Consider the following 15,664-nt stretch of genomic DNA (forward strand, 5'->3'; position numbering starts at 1 on the left):
GGGGACGTACGAGAGGGCGCAGGTGGGGGGCTCAGCGGGTCGCCCGTACGGCGTCGAGGATCACGTCGGTGACCACGGCCGGACGGGAGACGGCCACGGCGTGCGACGCGTCCACTTCCGTGATGTGCGAACCGGCGCGCCGGGCCATCCACCGTTCGGCGGCCGGCGGGATGTTCTTGTCGGCGGTGGCGATCAGCGCCCAGGACAGGATCGTCTTCCAGGCCGCTTCCCCGGCCTTCTCCTCCAGCGCGGCGGTGGCGACCGGGCGCTGGGTCGCGGCCATGACGGCCGCGTCGGCGGTGCAGACGTCGGCGGCGAACTGCCGGTGGAACGTGGCCTGGTCGATGACGAGTTCGGTGCCGGTGCCACCGCCGGGCAGCGGGTACGACCGGGGATTCACCGCGTCACCGAGGGTCGAGCCGGGGAACTTGGCGGCGAGTTCGGCCGCGCTCTCGCCCTTGTCCGGGGTGAACGCGGCGATGTAGACGAGGGCTCTCACCCGGCTGTCGCCCAGCGCGGCGCCACTGATGACGGCGCCGCCGTAGGAGTGGCCTACCAGGACGACGGGCCCCTCGACGGCGGCCAGCACGCCGCGCAGGTAGGCGGTGTCCGCGGCGAGACCGCGCAGCGGGTTGGCGGGCGCCAGGACGGGGTAGCCGGCGCGCTGCAGCCGCCTGATCGTGCCGCTCCAGCTGGAGGCGTCGGCGAACGCCCCATGGACCAGGACGATCGTGGGCTTGGGTCCGTGCCGGTCGGCGCCGGCGGCCGGGCCGCTCGCGGGTGCGGCGGGTGCGGCGGGTGCGGCGCCCATCAGGGCTGCCAGCGTGGCCGGCAGCGCGAGGGCGAGGGTGCGCCTCTTGGGATGCATGGGGTTTCCTTGTCGGGTCGTGAGGCATTCGGGTGCGCTCGGACGGGCGGGCGCGTGCCGGTCGGGCGAAAGGGTGCGCCGATGGGGCCCAGCGGATGCGGCGAGTGGTCGGGGCGAGCGGGTGCGGCGGTCGGGGCGGACTCGCCTCAGAGGCCGTACGCCTCCAGGAGGCGGAGCCAGACCTCGCTCACCGTCGGGAAGGCGGGCACGGCGTGCCACAGGCGCTCCAGGGGGACCTCGCCCACGATGGCCACGGTGGCGGTGTGGATGAGTTCGGTCGCCAGGGGACCGGTGAGCGTGCAGCCGACGACGACTCCCCGGGTCTCGTCGACGACGAGCTTGGCGAGGCCGCGGTAGTCGTCCGCGTGGAGCGCGGCACCGGCGACGTCGTCGATGCGGTACTCGACCACGCGTACCGCGAGACCCGCTTCGCGTGCCGCGCGTTCGGTGAGACCGACGCTCGCGACCTCGGGACGGGTGAACACGGCCTGCGGGACGGCGATGTGGTCGGCCTCCGCGCTCCATGGCTGCCGGCCTCCGGTGAGGGCCGGGCGCCCCGCGGCTCGCTCGGCGATCGCCGCAGCGCAGGCGCGGGCCTGGTACTTGGCCATGTGGGTCAGCGGCGCACGGTGGTTCACGTCGCCGACGGCGTAGAGCCACGCGCCCTCGACCGCGGTGACCCGACAGGTGTCGTCGACCGGGAGCCAGTCGCCTGCCGGCAGTCCGACGGAGTCCAGTCCGAGGTCCGCCGTGCGCGGGCGCCGGCCGACGGCGACCAGTACCTCGTCGCAGACGAGAGCGGTGCCGTCGTCGGTGTCCACGGTCACCGCGCGGGTGGCCTCGTCACGGGCGACCCGGACGGCCGACACCCCGAAGCGGATCGTGACGCCCAGATCGCTCAGCCCCCGGGTGACCTCTTCGCCGGCACACGGCTCCCAGCCGGTCAGCAGGGCCTGGTCGCGGACCAGCAGAGTGACGGAGGAGCCGAGCGAGCGCCAGGCGGTGGCCATCTCGCAGGCCACCACTCCCCCGCCGATGACGACGAGTCGGTCCGGCACCGCGTCGGCCGTGGTGGCTTGCCGGCTGGTCCAGACACCGATCCGGTCGAGCCCTTCGACCGGCGGAAGGGCGGGCTGCGTGCCGGTGCAGACCACGACCGCGTGCCGGGCCCGCAGGGTACGGACCGAGCCGTCGGCCCCGGTCACCTCCACCCGGCGCTCACCGGCGAGCCGGCCGTGCCCCCGTACGAGCGCGATGCCCGCACCGTCGAGCCAGTCGGCCTGGCCGGTGTCGTCACCGCGCCCGGTGAAACGGTCACGCCGGGCCAGGACGCGCGCCGGGTCGAGTGCCGCCGTGACCGCCTGCCGGGCCCCGTCGACCGACCGGGCCGCCGCTCGGGCGGCGCCGGGTCGCAGCAGGGCCTTGCTCGGCACGCAGGCACGGTAGGAGCACTCGCCGCCGACCGCCTCGGCCTCGACGACGACGGCGGTCAGCCCCGACCGGACGGTCCGGTCGGCCGCCACCTCGCCGGCCGGACCGCCGCCGACCACGACGACGTCGTACGTGTCCTCCATCAGCCGCGCACCAGAGGCGTGTCCACGAGGTGCTCGGCCAGGAACCACACCTGCGCCTCGCCGGTGCGGATCACATCGGAGACGAGCAGGTCGGTGCTGCCCTCGTCGCCCTCCTCGGAGAGCCGGGCGGCGGCGTCCCGGGCGTCGATCAGGATCCGCTCATGCGCGTCGAGGAGCCGCGACAGCATGACGGGCACCGGCTCGACGCCGTCCGGCGGCCGGGGTATCGCGGTCAGTTCCGCGACGTGACGCGGGTCTCCGACGGCGACGCCGCCGAGGCTCTGGATCCGCTCGGCCAGCGCGTCCACGATGGCCAGTTGGGCTTCCGCGTGCTTGTCCAGCATGAGGTGGAGCGAGTAGAAGGTCGCCCCTCGCATGAGCCAGTGGTGCTTCTTGTAGAGGGAGTAGAGGATCTGCGTGTCGGCGAGGACGCGGTTCAGCCGCTGGCACGCGTACATGCGGGTGTCGTGGCCGAGGCCGATCGGCAGCTGCTTGAGCGTGCCGAACGCCTGGGTCTCGGCGCCCTTCTGGTGCAGCAGCGGCTGACCGCCGCCGTGCGGGGTCGTGAGGGTGTCCATCGAGTGCTCCTGTTCGGGAGAGAGGGTGGGAAGGGTCCGGCCGCCCGGTCAGGGGTACGCGGGCGACCGGACCGGTCTGCGCGGCTCGCGCTCAGCGCTCGGCGATCGCCGGGGCGGCGGGCCGGTGCAGGAGGAGCCGGGTGAGGAGCCCGCTGCCGAGACCGGCCGCGAGCGCGAGGGCCGCCCACCACAGCGGGTACGGCGTGAGACCGAGGACCGCGTCGAGGGACCAGGCGCCCGGTCCGGTGGCGGCGAGGGCGGCGGCGGTGCCGATGAGGACGAGCGGGTACTCGTATCCGTCGTTCTGCACCCAGAGCCCGTGGCGCCATTTCACGGTGAGCGCGACCGTCATGACCCCGATGGCGCCGGTCGCGGCGAGCGGGGTCAGGAGGCCGGCGGCGAGCAGGAGGCCCGATCCGATCTGGCCACCGCCCGCCGCCAGGGCGGTGAGGGCGCCGCCGCGGAATCCGTCGGCGCGGAACTCCTCCGTGCCGCCCTCAAGGCCCCTGCCGCCCAGGTGCGAGCTGATCTTCTGCACACCGTGGCCGGCGACGAGCAGGCCCACCAGCAGACGCAGGATCAGAATGCCGGTGTCCACAGGGGTCAGCCCGCCGCGTGCGCGCCGATGACGCTCTGCGCGTACACGACGCCCAGGCCGTACGCGCCCGCGTGGGCCTTGACGATCTCCATGACCGCGCCGTACGTCTCCTGGCGGGCCCAGTCGCGCTGCAGCTCCAGGAGGACCTGGACCCAGGTCACCGGGACGGCGCCGGCGGCGATCATCCGCTGGAGCGCGTGCTCGTGGGCGGCCGGGCTGACGCCGCCGGAGGCGTCGGAGACCACGTACACCTCGTAACCCTGCTCGAGCGCCGAGAGCGCGGGCAGCACCAGGCAGACCTCGGTCCACAGCCCCGACAGGATGATCTTCTTGCGCCCGGTGGCCTTGACCGCCGCCACGAGCGCCTCGTCCTCCCAGGCGTTCATGGTCGTACGGTCGATGACCTCGTGCTTGGGGAACACCTCGGCGAGCTGGGGCAGCAGGGGCCCGGAGAACGACTCGGCGGCGACCGTGGTCAGGACCGCCGGCACGTCGAAGGCCTGCGCCGCCTTGGCGAGGCCCACGGTGCTGTTGATGATCGCGGCGCGATCGCCGCTGCCCGTGCCGAAGAACATCTGCGGCTGGTGGTCCACGAAGAGCATGACCGAGTTGTCGGGCGTGAGCAGATCCTTGCTGGGGGCGGCCTGCACCTTGGTGATGTCGAACATGAGGGGTCCTCTCGAAGCGATCGGTAGCGTGCCCGCCACCTCCGCGGCTCGGCACTTCTTCAAGCTACGAGCGACCCGACCGACCGCGTTGACCTCCTGCGCCCAGGGGTTGGCACGACAGCGCACAACCGCTGGATCGCGGGTGACCGGCCCGAGCGGCCGGGGCTGATTCCCGGCGCACTCACTCCTTCCGGTAACGGCGGCCGCCTCACCGTCACGGCACTCCCCCCAGCACGGTTACGTAGAAGCACTCATCAAGCCAGGCCCGCGACCGACGGGCCGCACGAGACAGGTGACGGACATGCGCACTGAGGCCGCCAAGCGGGTCGAGCTGGTCTTCTCCCTCTTCGACGCCAACAGCAACGGAGTCATCGACTCCGACGACTTCGACCTCATGACGGGACGCGTTCTGGAGGTGGCGGTCGCATCGGACGCCGGCGCCAAGGAGGCCATCCGGACCGCGTTCCGCCGCTGGTGGACGACGCTGGCCACCGAGCTGGACGCCAACGGTGACGGCGTGATCAGCGTCGACGAGTTCCGCCCCTTCGTGCTCGACCCCAAGCGTTTCGGCCCCACGGTGACCGAGTTCGCCGAGGCTCTCTCCGCACTCGGCGACCCGGACGGGGACGGCCTGATCGAGCGCCCGCTCTTCGTGTCGCTGATGACGGCGATCGGCTTCGAGGAGGCGAACATCCACGCGCTCTTCGACGCCTTCGCCCCGGACGCCGAGGATCGCATCACCGTGGCCACGTGGGCCGCCGGCATCGAGGACTACTACGCGCCGGACCTGGCCGGGATTCCCGGCGACCGGCTGGTGGGCGTCCCGGCCGTGTGACACGGCCGGGTCGCGAGCGCCCCGGGGCGGCGTCGGCCGCCCCGGGGCACCGTCGGTCCGAAGGACGTCATGGCCCGGGCTTGTGGGCGAAGACCCACCGGTTCCCCTCCAAGGCGTCGTTCGGCTCGGGGAGGGGGCCGCGTCCGTGTCGGCGGGTGAAGTCGAAGGGCGTGCGCATCGACGTGGACCAGCCCTTGGCCGTCAGGTGAGCCGCCGAGTCGGGGCGCGGTCCCAGGTCGAAGAGGTCGAGCAGGTCGATGCCGATCTGTTCCCGCGTGGCCGTGTAGATCGCGCTGTCGCGGTACGCCAGCAGGTCCTTCTCCAGCTTGGCCTCGAAGGCCAGGGAGCCGCCCCCGGTGGTCAGCCGGTCCACCGCGTCGATGAGGTACGTCTCGGCGCGACTCGGCAGATAGAAGAGCAGCCCCTCGGCCAGCCAGACGCTCGGGACGGCCGGGTCGAAGCCGGTGGAGATCAGCGCGGTGACCCAGTCCGCGCGCAGGTCGACCGGTACGGGGACGCGCTTCGCCCTCGGCGCGGCCGACAGGTCCGTGAGCACCTGGTGCTTGAAGGCCAGCACACCCGCCCTGTCGATCTCGTAGACCACGCAGTCGGACGGAAGGTCCAGCCGGAAGGCACGCGTGTCCAGCCCCGCGCCCAGCAGGACCACTTGACGGGCACCGTCGAGGACCGACCCGAGGACGAAGTCGTCGAGGACCCGCGTCCGCAGCCCGAAGTAGCGGGCGAACCTGCCCCACAACGGGTTGTCGTCCCCCTCCGGGACCTGTCCGATGCGTACCGGCCAGTGCGCGCACGCCGGGGCCGCGCGTACGAAGTGTTCGGCGTGGACGTCCTGGGCCAGGCTGTCGTGGCGGTGGGTCTCGATCGCCCGGGCCGCGGCGACCAGGAGGGCGGTCAGCCCCACCCCTCCGTCCACGCCGTCCGCGTCGCCCTGCCGGGTCGACGTGGCGGTCGTGTCTCCTCCGGTGGCGGAAGGGGAGGGCTCCCTGGTGGTGAAGGTTTCGCTCATCGGTCTCTTCTTTCCGGCAGCAGGACGGGTTTGACCACGCGGCCGGCGTCGCAGTCGCGTTCGGCCTCGTTGATGTCGGCCAGCGGGTAGGTGCGGATCAGCTGGTCGAAGGGGAAGCGGCCGGCCTGCCACAGGCCGGTCAGCCGGGGTATCAGCAGTCCGGGTACGGCGTCGCCTTCGCAGATGTGGCGGATGCCTCGGCCTCGGTCGAGCGTGCCGGGTGCGAGCGGTAGCGGGGTGTGGAGGCGTGCCACGAGGCCGAGGGTGCCGGTGGGGCGCAGTGCGTGGAGCGCGTCGTTGATGAGCGGGGCCGAGGCCGTGGTGTCCAGGGCGTACTGGGCTCCGCCGTCGGTCAGTCGGCGGATCCGCTCGGGCAGTCCGTGCGATCCGGCGGACAGCGGGGTCGCGCCGAACCGTTCGGCCAGGTCCAGCCGCTCGGGATGCCGGTCGACGGCCACGGTCCGCACGCCGGCGGCGGTGGCCGCCATCACGGCGGCGAGGCCCACCGCTCCCGCGCCGAGGACCGCGAGGGTGTCGCCGGGTCCTGCGGCGAAGGTGTTCAGTACGGCTCCCGCACCGGTGAGGAAGCCGCAGCCGAGGGGCCCGAGCAGTTCGAGCGGCAGGGCGGGGTCGACCCGGACGGCGTTGCGGGCCGGGACGAGCGCGTACGCGGCGAAGGAGGACTGGCCGAACCAGCGGGGAGCCAGCGCCTTTCCGGCCGCGTCGGTGAGGCGCGGTGGTTCCTCCTCGCGCCCGCCGAAGAGGTTGAGGGAGGCGAAGGAGTCGCAGTAGGCGGGGGCGGTGGCTCGGCAGTTCCGGCAGTGTCCGCAGGAGTCGAAGCTCAGCACGACGTGGTCTCCGACGCCGAGCGCGATGCCGGGGCCGCCGCCCGTCGCCACCACGACCCCGGATCCCTCGTGGCCGAGGACCGCGGGCAGCGGGCTGCGGCCGGCCGATCGCCGTACCGCGAGGTCGGTACGGCACATCCCGGCTCCCGCGATCTCGACGAGGATCTCGCTGGGGCCGGGCTCCGTACACAGGGCCACTTCCTCCACCGTGAACGGGTCCTCGTACGAGCGCAGTACGGCCGCCCGAAACCTCCTCGTCACGTTTCCTCCTCCCGCGGTCGGTGTACGACGAACGGCCTGAGGTTGCCGTAGAGGCCCCACGGTCCGCCCGCGACACCGACGCCGCTGTCCTTGACGCCCGCGAAGGGCTGGGCGAGGGAGAGTTCGGCGTGGTGGTTGATCCACGCCGTGCCGCATTCGAGCCGGTCGGCCACGGCCCCGGCCCGGTCGAGATCGGTGCCCCATACGGATCCGCCCAGTCCGAAGCCGCTGGCGTTGGCCGCGTCGACAGCCTCGTCGAGGTCCCGGTACGGCAGGACCGGCAGCACCGGTCCGAACTGTTCCTCGGTCACCACCGGGCTGTCGGGCGGGACGTCGGTGAGGATCGTGGGAGCGAAGAAGTAGCCCGCTCCGTCGAGTCGGTGGCCGCCGGCCGCGGCCCGGGCGCCGGCCGCCAGGGCCTGCCGCGTGACCCGCTCGACCCGGGCCAGCTGGGGTGCGTTGTTGACCGGACCGATCCGGGTGTCCGGGTCGAGTCCGGATCCGACCGCGACGGCCTTCGCACGCTGGGCGAGGGCTTCGACGACCTCGGTGTGGAGCCGGGCGGGGGCGTAGACGCGTTTGACCGCCATGCAGACCTGCCCGCAGTTGCGGAACGCGGCCCAGAACAGCCGGTCCGCGATCCGGTCCACGTCGATGTCGTCCAGGAGGACGGCGGCGTCGTTGCCACCGAGTTCCAGGGTGACCCGGGCGAGCGAGGCCGACGCGGCCGCGGCGACGGCCCGACCGGTGGGCACCGAGCCGGTGAAGGTGACGTGACGGATGCCGGGGTGGGCGGCGAGACGGGCACCGAGGGGTTCGCGACCGGTGACGACGCTCAGGACGTCCTCGGGCAGGACGGAGGCGAGGACGGAGCCGAGCAGACGGGTGGCGAGCGGGGTGTGCGGGGACGGTTTGAGGACCACGGTGTTGCCGGCCGCGAGCGCGGGCGCGAACTTCGCCGCCGCGAGCTGCAGCGGGAAGTTCCACGGCACGATCGCGGCGACGGGACCGACGGGCCGCCAGCGGACCTCGCTGTGCACGGGTCTTCCGTCGTCGATCCGGCGGGTCCGGGGGGCCAGGTCGGCGAAGTAGCGCAGCCGGGCCGCCGTACGGACGATCTCGGCGCACGACTCGGCCAGGGGCTTGCCCTGTTCCCGGGTGAGGAGTCGGGCGAGGTCGTCGCCGGCTGCTTCCACCGCGTCGGCAGCGGCGCGCAGGGCGGTGGTGCGGACCGCGGGGTCGGTGCGCCAGACGTGCCAGGCCCGCCGGGCCCGGGCGACCACGTCGTCCAACTCGTCCGGCCGCTGGTCGGGGGCCTCGTCGAAGGCCTTCCCGGTGGCCGGGTCGAGGACGGCGAGGCGTGCGGCACGACGCCCAGGTCCGCGGCCGGCTTCTGGTGTCGGCATCCCGGTGGTCAGTTCACGGCCGGGGTGCCGACAGCGTGCGCTCGGGCCTGCCGGTCCATCTCCGCCCGGAAGGCGGCGACCAGGTGCGGCTGGATCCTCCCGGCATTGCGGTCCCCGCCCGCGCAGACCGCTCCCCGCACGCCCACGATGTCCGTGCCGATGCGGGTCAGCGGACCGAGATCTCCCTGCTTGACGCTGCCCGCGAGGGCGGCGAGGAGACCGGAGGCGTGGGCGCGCCGGACGAACTCGGCGCAGGCGTCGGGCGGGACGTGGTCGAAGAGCCGTGTGCCGTCCTTGATCGCGGTGTCGAGCATGGCCGCGTCGGCACCGGCGCGGGCGGCGATGTCGGGCAGGGCGAGCGGGTTGACGCAGCCGATGCGGTGGGCGTCGGCGTAGCCGGAGGCGACCACGAGCGCTTCGGGGCGGTGGTCCTTCACCGCGCGGACGACCGCCCTCATGACCTCGATGCCCTGCTCGGGAGTCGTACATCCGTACAGGCCGACCTTGATGTACGTGGCGCCGGAGACGACCGCGCCGAGCGCGGCTTGCGCCACCGTGCCGGGCTTGTACGGCACGTCCCCCACGGTGGCGGACACCGGTTTGTCCGCCGGCACCGCGTCGCGGATCTCCCTGATGACCCAGGGGAAGTTGGCGCCCAGCGAGCCCTCGTCGGGCTTCTTGACATCGACGATGTCGAGGTGTTCCGCGGCCTTCGCACAGTCGAGGGCTTCCTCGACACCGTCCGGGGAGATGAGAAGCAACACCGTGAGCTCCTTCCGCCCGCATGTCCACCTGGCCGAGGACAGGGGTGCGGATCAGCTGGTTCATGTGCGGTGCGCTCATCCTTTCCGTCGCCCCAGGGGCACCGGTAGGGCGCGCGGGGCTCCCCGGAGGCTCGTGACGGCACGCGCATCACGGGATGTGCACCGGGCGCGCACCGGCGTCCGCCGCATCCTGCCAAGCGCCCCCGATGCGCACTTGCGTACTCCGGCCCCTCCGTCCGCCTCCTGTCCGGTCACCGGGCACGTGGCGTCTTCCACCAGGCCCGGCATCCGTGGCCGGAGCCGGATGGCATGCACGAGGAGGGCAGCGGCCGCTCGGCAAATTACACCGTCACAATCCTTTTTCCCGCCGCCCGACACAGGCGGCATGGCGCATGATCAACAGCCGGGGGTCCATGTCACCCTGCTCGAGCACGAAGTGGCTTGGAGCCGGAGGTACACCGCCCATGGCGGCGAACAACAACCCCACCGTCACAGGACGACGACTGGGAACGGAGCTGCGTCGACTCCGTAAGGACAGCGGCCTGACCGGCACACAGGTGGCGGCGCGACTGCTGATCTCCCAGGCCAAGGTCAGCCACATGGAGACGGGCCGTCGTCCTGTCAGCCCCCGCGACGTGCGCGACCTCTGCAGGCTCTACGGCGTCGCCGACCGGCATGTCGTCGACAGGCTGACAGCGCTCGCCAAGGAATCGAGCCGGCAGGGCTGGTGGCGTGCCTACGGCGACATCCCCCACAGCGTCTACCTCGACCTGGAGGCGGCCGCCTCGTCCATTCGCCTGTACGCGCCCCTGGTGATCCCCGGCCTGCTGCAGACCCCCGCCTATGCCGCCTCGGTCATCGAGGAAACGATCCCTCTCCTCACGGTCGACCAGGCCGCCGCGCAGCTGAGGGTGCGGCTTCGCCGTCAGTACCGGATCTACGACCCTGCCCGCCGGTTGCACCTGCGGGTCGTCCTGGACGAATCAGTCCTGCGACGTGTCATCGGCAGCCGGGAGATCATGCGCGAGCAACTGGAGCACCTGCACGCGCTCAGCACCGAGCCGCACGTCGTCGTGCGGGTCCTCCCTCACAGCGCGGGCGCTCACCCAGGCCTGTCGGGACAGTTCTCCGTCCTGGAGTTCCCCGACAGCCGCGAGGCGGTGGTGTACCTGAAGAGGTTCACCAGCGGCCTCTGCCTGGACAAGCCGTCCGACGTGCGGCAGTACGGCGTGACGCACGCCCACCTGCGCGCCCGGGCCCTCACCCCGGAGCACAGCCGGGACGTCATCGCCGACGCCATCAAGGTCTTCGCGTCATGAACACCTGAGGCGGCGCCCCAGTCGGCCCGCATCCGTCGGAAGCGGTGCGCCACGCCCACTCTGCGGGATTCCTGATTTGACCCGGTCGGCCGTACATCCGTGTCCACATCGAGTTCGGCCCCATGGACAGTTGTACGGAACCAGCTCGCGCGAGTCGAACGATCCCCACTCATCCGGTGATGTTCGGACTCAACGAGGGTAAAAGGCTGCATATTTTCATCACGCCGCGCGATGTTGAATGTGTTTATATCAATCCCCCCCTCCCCGCCAATACCCGGCATTGGTGCGTGGATTTTCCTGCGTAATATGCGGCGACAGCTAGAAGGCATCCCGGGCGATCGGTAGGGCCCGGTACGCCATGGCCCCCCCACAGAAATTGGCCTCTTGATGAAGCTGCACATCCCTCGAAGGACTCAGCGCCGCCTTCTGTCCGGCGGATTCGCCTCGACTCTCGCCGCAACGGTTGCCGGCGTCATGGTCGCCGTGACGTCGACACAGGCACTGGCCATCGCAACGCCCGTGCCTCTGGGCACGACAGCCAGCTATTCCGTTCTGGCGGGTCAGGGAGTCACCAACACCGGCAACTCGGTGCTCGACCACGACCTCGGGACGCACCCGAACGGGTCCATCACCGGATTCCCGCCCGGCCTCGTGAGCGGCGCGGTACACCCCGCGGACGACCAGGCCCGCCAGGCCAAGATCGATCTGATCGTGGCGTACAACCAAGCGGCCGGCCAATTGACGGGCCAGGCACCGGACTTCCCGCTCGCCGCAGGAATCGGCGGGGGGCAGGAACTGCTTCCTGGCGTCCACAGGGCCACGTCCGGTGTCGGGCTCACCGGCGATCTGATCCTGAACGCGGGCGGAAACCCCAACGCGGTCTGGGTGTTCCAGATCCCTGAAGCCCTGACGACGGCCACCAACAGCCGCATCCTGCTCACGAACGGCGCCTCGCCGTGCAACGTGTACTGGCAGATCGGAAGCTCGGCGACGCTCGGCACCACCTCCACCTTCGTCGGCACCATCATGGCTCTGACCTCGATCTTCGTGAACCAGGGAGCAAGCGTCGAGGGCCGGGCCCTGGCCCGTAACGGCGAGGTGACGCTCAACAACAACCGGATCTTCCTCGGCGGGTGCGCCACCGGTGGAACGACGACCGGCACGACGACCGGGACGACCACCGGAACGACCACCGGGGCGACCGCGGGAACGACGACGGGCACCACGACCGGGGCGACGACGGGCACGACACTGGGTCTGATCGGCGGCAGTCTGATCGGCGGGCCGAGCGTCGGCCTCGTGAGCGGCGGCACCTCGGGGAACATCTCCGGCAACACCTCCGGGAACACCTCGGGCAACACCGCCGGGAACACCACGGGCGGGAACACCTCGGGCATCACCGCCGGGAACACGACCGGCGGGGCCGTCACCGGCGGGCACGGCGGCAAGCCGGACCACGGCGGACCGCACCACGGCGGACCGGAGCAGGGCGGGCCTGAGCACGGCGGACCGGACCACGGCGGACCGGGTCACGGGGACCACGAGGGACCGGGCAAGCCGGGCCACGGCCACGACGGCCACGACGGCCACGACGGCCACGACGAGCAGCCGTACGGACACTTCGGCTACGGCAACAAGCCCGCGGGCCACGAGGGCTAGGCAGCGGCCAGCACGAAGCCTGTTCATCAGATGACGGCGCGCGGCGGAATCCTCACCGAATCCGCCGTGCGCCGTGCGCCGTGCGCCGTCGGTGAGATTCGCGGCGGCCTCAGGCGCGATCAACACAAATGAGAAAGCCAGGGTGGGCAGTGTCGAGCGGAATTGAATCAGCGACCGTGAGGGAACATCAGCAGTCCGATTCCGATCCGGTCTCCCCGCCACGTCATGACCGAGGCGGCGCGCCGGACAGTTCGCCCACGGGTGTCCGCGCCCTGAGGGCGGGGCTGTACACCGCCGTAACCCTGTGCCTGATGACAACCCTGGTCCATGTCGTCATGGTGTTCCTGCACGTGGCTCCCCCGAACCCCGTGTCGAAGCGGTACAGCACGCAGGTCAATGGTTGGGTCTATCCCCTCTTCGAACAGAATTGGCGGCTCTTCGCCCCGGACCCCGATTCCTTCAACCGGCAAGTCCTGGCGAGAACCGCGCACACCGACTCCAACGGATCGGTACAGGTGAGCCCCTGGTTCGACCTCACCGCCGTGGACAATTCCGCCGTCGAGCACCATGCGTTTCCGAGCCACACGGCACAGAACCTCGTGCGTCGCGCATGGAGCTCCTACGTCGAAACACATGGAGGAAGCGACACGGCACGCTCGGACCGGGCCGTGATGCTGCAGAAGTACCTGAGCAACATCGCCGCGGACCGCGTCGCCGCCCACAACGACGGCGGCACCTTCGATTTCATTCAGCTCCGGGTGATCACGCTGCCCATCGCCCCGCCCGGCACAGCCGGGAACCGCCCGCCGGTGCCCAGCGAGAACCGGCTCCTGCCCTGGTGGAAGGTGACCCCTCGTGGGAACTGAGCAGACTCCCCCATTCCCCCCGACAGCCACCGCACCACACCGCCCCGTGGACCGGGAGACCTCCCTGGTCGTCACCGTCCACCGACGGCTTCTCGGCCGGGTCGGCGCTCTGTGGACACTTCTCACCGTCCGGCCGCTGTCTCTGTACGCCGCCTCGGTGCTGCGCATCGGCTACGGACTGCTCTACCTGGTCTTTCTGCTCCGCGAGTTCCCGCACCGCGCGGAGATCTGGGGCCCCGACTCGCCCTGGACACGCTCACTGGCAGCACAGCTCTTCGATCAGACGGGCTGGAACAGCATCCTGATGCTGTCCGACAGCCGTGCCTACTTCGAGCTCTGCTACCTACTGGCTCTCGTCACGGCCGCGCTGTTCACGCTGGGTTGGCGGACCCGCGTCATGTCCGTCCTCTTCGCCGTCGTGGTGATCTCGTTCCACGCAAGAGCGATCTTCATGACGGACGGGGGCGACAACCTGGTCCTGCTGATGGCGCTGTATCTCGTTCTCACCGCATGCGGTCGGCGCTGGTCCCTGGACGCACGCCGAGACCGGCTCAGGACGGCTCGCGCGGCCCCCGCGCCGCAACCGGTGAAGAGTCTGTACGCGCAGCAACTCCACGAGGCGCGCATCACCTTGACCACGGTGGTGCACAACTGCGGCATCCTGGTCATCGCCACACAGGTGTGCTTCCTCTACGGATCGGCCGGCCTGTACAAGGTCCAGGGTTCCACCTGGGGCGGCGGCACCGCTCTCCACTACGCGCTGAACCTCGAACTGTTCCAGCCCTGGCCCGCGCTCTCCCACCTCGTGGACGGGTTCCCGATGGTGATCACGATCGTCGGCTACGTGACGGTCCTCGTGCAGGTCGCCTTCCCGTTCGTGCTCTTCGGCAGGCTCAAGTATCCCGTTCTGACCGTACTGCTCGGCATGCACCTGGGCATCGCCGTACTCATGGGGCTGCCCCTCTTCTCCGGCGCGATGATCATCGCGGACGCCGTGTTCCTCCCCGACCGCTTCTACGCCTTCCTGCCCCTTCTGTGGCGGCATGCGGCACAGCAGCTCGGACTGCGGCCCGACACGCGTCAGGCGGCAGGATCGGGATCCGTACCCGCACAGGGAAAACCAGGGGTACCCGCCGCGGAGCCTCGGGCCGTTCGGGGCGGGTAGACCCTGATGTCGTCTGCCGTGTCGCGAGCAGGATGGGCGGTGTGAGTTCGTAGCGACGGCCGTGGGTCAGTGACCGTGCGGCCCTGCCCCGGGCCGCTGTCCGGGACGATAGTGCCGGTTCGACGCCGGCGAGCGCACACCCCGTCAGCACCCTGTCCACCCCTTCCAGGAGAGCCGGCCGGTGCTCGTAGTCGTCGCCGTCGCGCGCCTAGGATCAACGGGACGAGGGACGGCGGACGAGACACAGGAGAAGCGGCGGACATGGCGGACGAGCGCGTGTACCTGGTGACCGGGGGTGGAACGGGGATCGGGGCGGCGACCGCACAGTCGCTGGCCCGGGCCGGCCACAAGGTGGCGGTGTCCGGGCGCCGCCCCGAGCCGCTGCGGCTGGTCGCCGAGGAGACCGGTGCCCTGCCCGTACCGTCGGACATCGGTGACCCCGCCGCGGTGGCCTCTCTCGTCGAGACGGTGGTCGGCACGTACGGGCGGCTGGACGGTCTGGTGCTCAACGCCGGCATCGGGCGGGGCGGCGGGGTGGGCGAGGTGACCCTCGAGGACTGGGACGAGGTCATGCGGACCAACCTCACCGGTCCGTTCCTGCTGCTGCGCGCCGCGCTCCCGCATCTGCTCGACGCGCGCGGCGCGGTGGTCGCCGTGGCCTCGGTGTCCGCCCTGCGCAACGGCGTCGGGAACACCGCCTACGCCACCTCCAAAGCAGCGCTGCTCCAGCTGTGCCGCTCACTCGCGGTCGACTACGGGGGCGCGGGACTGCGTGCCAACACGGTGTGCCCCAGCTGGGTGCGCACCGACATGGCCGACCGCCGGATGAGCCGGTTCGCCGACGAGGCGGGCCTGGACGGGAACGGTCTGGAAGCGGCGTACGAGGAGGTCACCCGGGTCCTGCCCGCCGGGCGGCCCGGGGAGCCGGAGGAAGTCGCGGAGGCCATCGCCTGGCTGCTGTCGCCCGCCGCCTCGTTCGTGAACGGTGCGACGCTCACCGTCGACGGCGGCGCGACCGCACTCGACCCCGGCACCCTCGGCTTCGAGTTCCGTATGGAGCCGAGAGCCCCGCGGGCCTGACCGACAGCCACGAACCGAACGACCGCCCGCGCCGACGTGGACCTGGAGAGGGTACGCGTTGACGCGCACTTCACGGCGGCTCGGCGGTCGACCCAGGCCCGGCGATCCGGCGATCCGGCGGCAGCGAGGAGCACAGCGACCTGTGCTC

At 71.4% G+C, this 15,664-nt stretch carries 15 protein-coding genes; 6 read left to right on the top strand and 9 right to left on the bottom strand.

Annotated features, from left to right (window positions below):
* Positions 1-31: 31 nt before the first annotated feature.
* The 5 genes from ACIP8Z_RS07200 to ACIP8Z_RS07220 all read right to left on the bottom strand — a co-directional run bounded on the left by ACIP8Z_RS07200 (position 32) and on the right by ACIP8Z_RS07220 (position 4,286).
* A complete protein-coding gene (locus ACIP8Z_RS07200; RefSeq protein WP_402079820.1) occupies positions 32-868 on the bottom strand; it encodes an alpha/beta fold hydrolase in 837 nt (278 codons plus the stop codon).
* Between the two features lie 146 nt (positions 869-1,014).
* Complete coding sequence (locus ACIP8Z_RS07205) at positions 1,015-2,442, bottom strand: dihydrolipoyl dehydrogenase family protein (RefSeq protein WP_402079822.1); 1,428 nt, start codon at positions 2,440-2,442, stop codon at positions 1,015-1,017.
* A complete protein-coding gene (locus tag ACIP8Z_RS07210) occupies positions 2,442-3,020 on the bottom strand; it encodes a Dps family protein (protein ID WP_402079824.1) in 579 nt (192 codons plus the stop codon). Before ACIP8Z_RS07210 ends, ACIP8Z_RS07205 begins: the two co-directional genes overlap by 1 nt.
* Positions 3,021-3,111: 91 nt before the next feature.
* The gene (locus ACIP8Z_RS07215; protein ID WP_402079827.1) at positions 3,112-3,618 is read right to left on the bottom strand and encodes a DoxX family membrane protein; all 507 of its coding nucleotides are present in this window, start codon (positions 3,616-3,618) and stop codon (positions 3,112-3,114) included.
* A 5-nt stretch (positions 3,619-3,623) separates the two neighbouring features.
* Entirely contained in the window at positions 3,624-4,286 is a 663-nt protein-coding gene (locus tag ACIP8Z_RS07220; protein ID WP_386299162.1) for a hydrolase, read from the bottom strand.
* Positions 4,287-4,587: 301 nt separating this feature from the next.
* Here ACIP8Z_RS07220 and ACIP8Z_RS07225 point away from each other — a divergent pair, with 301 nt between their 5' ends.
* Complete coding sequence (locus tag ACIP8Z_RS07225; RefSeq protein WP_402079829.1) at positions 4,588-5,121, top strand: EF-hand domain-containing protein; 534 nt, start codon at positions 4,588-4,590, stop codon at positions 5,119-5,121.
* A gap of 67 nt (positions 5,122-5,188) precedes the next feature.
* Here the strand turns inward: ACIP8Z_RS07225 and ACIP8Z_RS07230 are convergent, their stop codons facing one another.
* The 4 genes from ACIP8Z_RS07230 to ACIP8Z_RS07245 are packed head-to-tail and all read right to left on the bottom strand — an operon-like array spanning position 5,189 to position 9,427.
* Complete coding sequence (locus tag ACIP8Z_RS07230; RefSeq protein WP_402079831.1) at positions 5,189-6,148, bottom strand: SAM-dependent methyltransferase; 960 nt, start codon at positions 6,146-6,148, stop codon at positions 5,189-5,191.
* Positions 6,145-7,257: an NAD(P)-dependent alcohol dehydrogenase gene (locus ACIP8Z_RS07235; protein ID WP_402079834.1), complete on the bottom strand. Its 1,113-nt coding sequence runs from the start codon at positions 7,255-7,257 to the stop codon at positions 6,145-6,147. Before ACIP8Z_RS07235 ends, ACIP8Z_RS07230 begins: the two co-directional genes overlap by 4 nt.
* Positions 7,254-8,663 (bottom strand): aldehyde dehydrogenase family protein, encoded by a 1,410-nt coding sequence (locus tag ACIP8Z_RS07240; RefSeq protein WP_402079836.1) that lies wholly within the window; start codon positions 8,661-8,663, stop codon positions 7,254-7,256. The genes ACIP8Z_RS07235 and ACIP8Z_RS07240 overlap by 4 nt, the downstream gene beginning before the upstream one ends.
* 8 nt (positions 8,664-8,671) lie before the next feature.
* Positions 8,672-9,427: a (5-formylfuran-3-yl)methyl phosphate synthase gene (locus ACIP8Z_RS07245; protein ID WP_402079839.1), complete on the bottom strand. Its 756-nt coding sequence runs from the start codon at positions 9,425-9,427 to the stop codon at positions 8,672-8,674.
* A gap of 464 nt (positions 9,428-9,891) precedes the next feature.
* On the opposite strand from ACIP8Z_RS07245, the gene ACIP8Z_RS07250 reads away from it, so the two are divergent.
* The 5 genes from ACIP8Z_RS07250 to ACIP8Z_RS07270 all read left to right on the top strand — a co-directional run bounded on the left by ACIP8Z_RS07250 (position 9,892) and on the right by ACIP8Z_RS07270 (position 15,516).
* Entirely contained in the window at positions 9,892-10,746 is an 855-nt protein-coding gene (locus ACIP8Z_RS07250; RefSeq protein WP_402079842.1) for a helix-turn-helix domain-containing protein, read from the top strand.
* 387 nt (positions 10,747-11,133) lie between these two features.
* The gene (locus ACIP8Z_RS07255; RefSeq protein ID WP_402079845.1) at positions 11,134-12,405 is read left to right on the top strand and encodes an ice-binding family protein; all 1,272 of its coding nucleotides are present in this window, start codon (positions 11,134-11,136) and stop codon (positions 12,403-12,405) included.
* A 128-nt stretch (positions 12,406-12,533) separates the two neighbouring features.
* On the top strand, positions 12,534-13,271 hold the full coding sequence (locus tag ACIP8Z_RS07260; protein ID WP_402079848.1) for a DUF5819 family protein: 738 nt from the start codon (positions 12,534-12,536) through the stop codon (positions 13,269-13,271).
* Positions 13,272-13,317: 46 nt separating this feature from the next.
* Positions 13,318-14,436: an HTTM domain-containing protein gene (locus ACIP8Z_RS07265; protein WP_402079851.1), complete on the top strand. Its 1,119-nt coding sequence runs from the start codon at positions 13,318-13,320 to the stop codon at positions 14,434-14,436.
* A 261-nt stretch (positions 14,437-14,697) separates the two neighbouring features.
* Positions 14,698-15,516, top strand: a complete 819-nt coding sequence (locus ACIP8Z_RS07270; RefSeq protein WP_402079854.1) for an SDR family NAD(P)-dependent oxidoreductase — start codon at positions 14,698-14,700, stop codon at positions 15,514-15,516.
* Positions 15,517-15,664: the final 148 nt, after the last annotated feature.

Source organism: Streptomyces sp. NPDC088553, from assembly GCF_044752965.1.
In the GTDB taxonomy this organism is placed as follows: domain Bacteria; phylum Actinomycetota; class Actinomycetes; order Streptomycetales; family Streptomycetaceae; genus Streptomyces.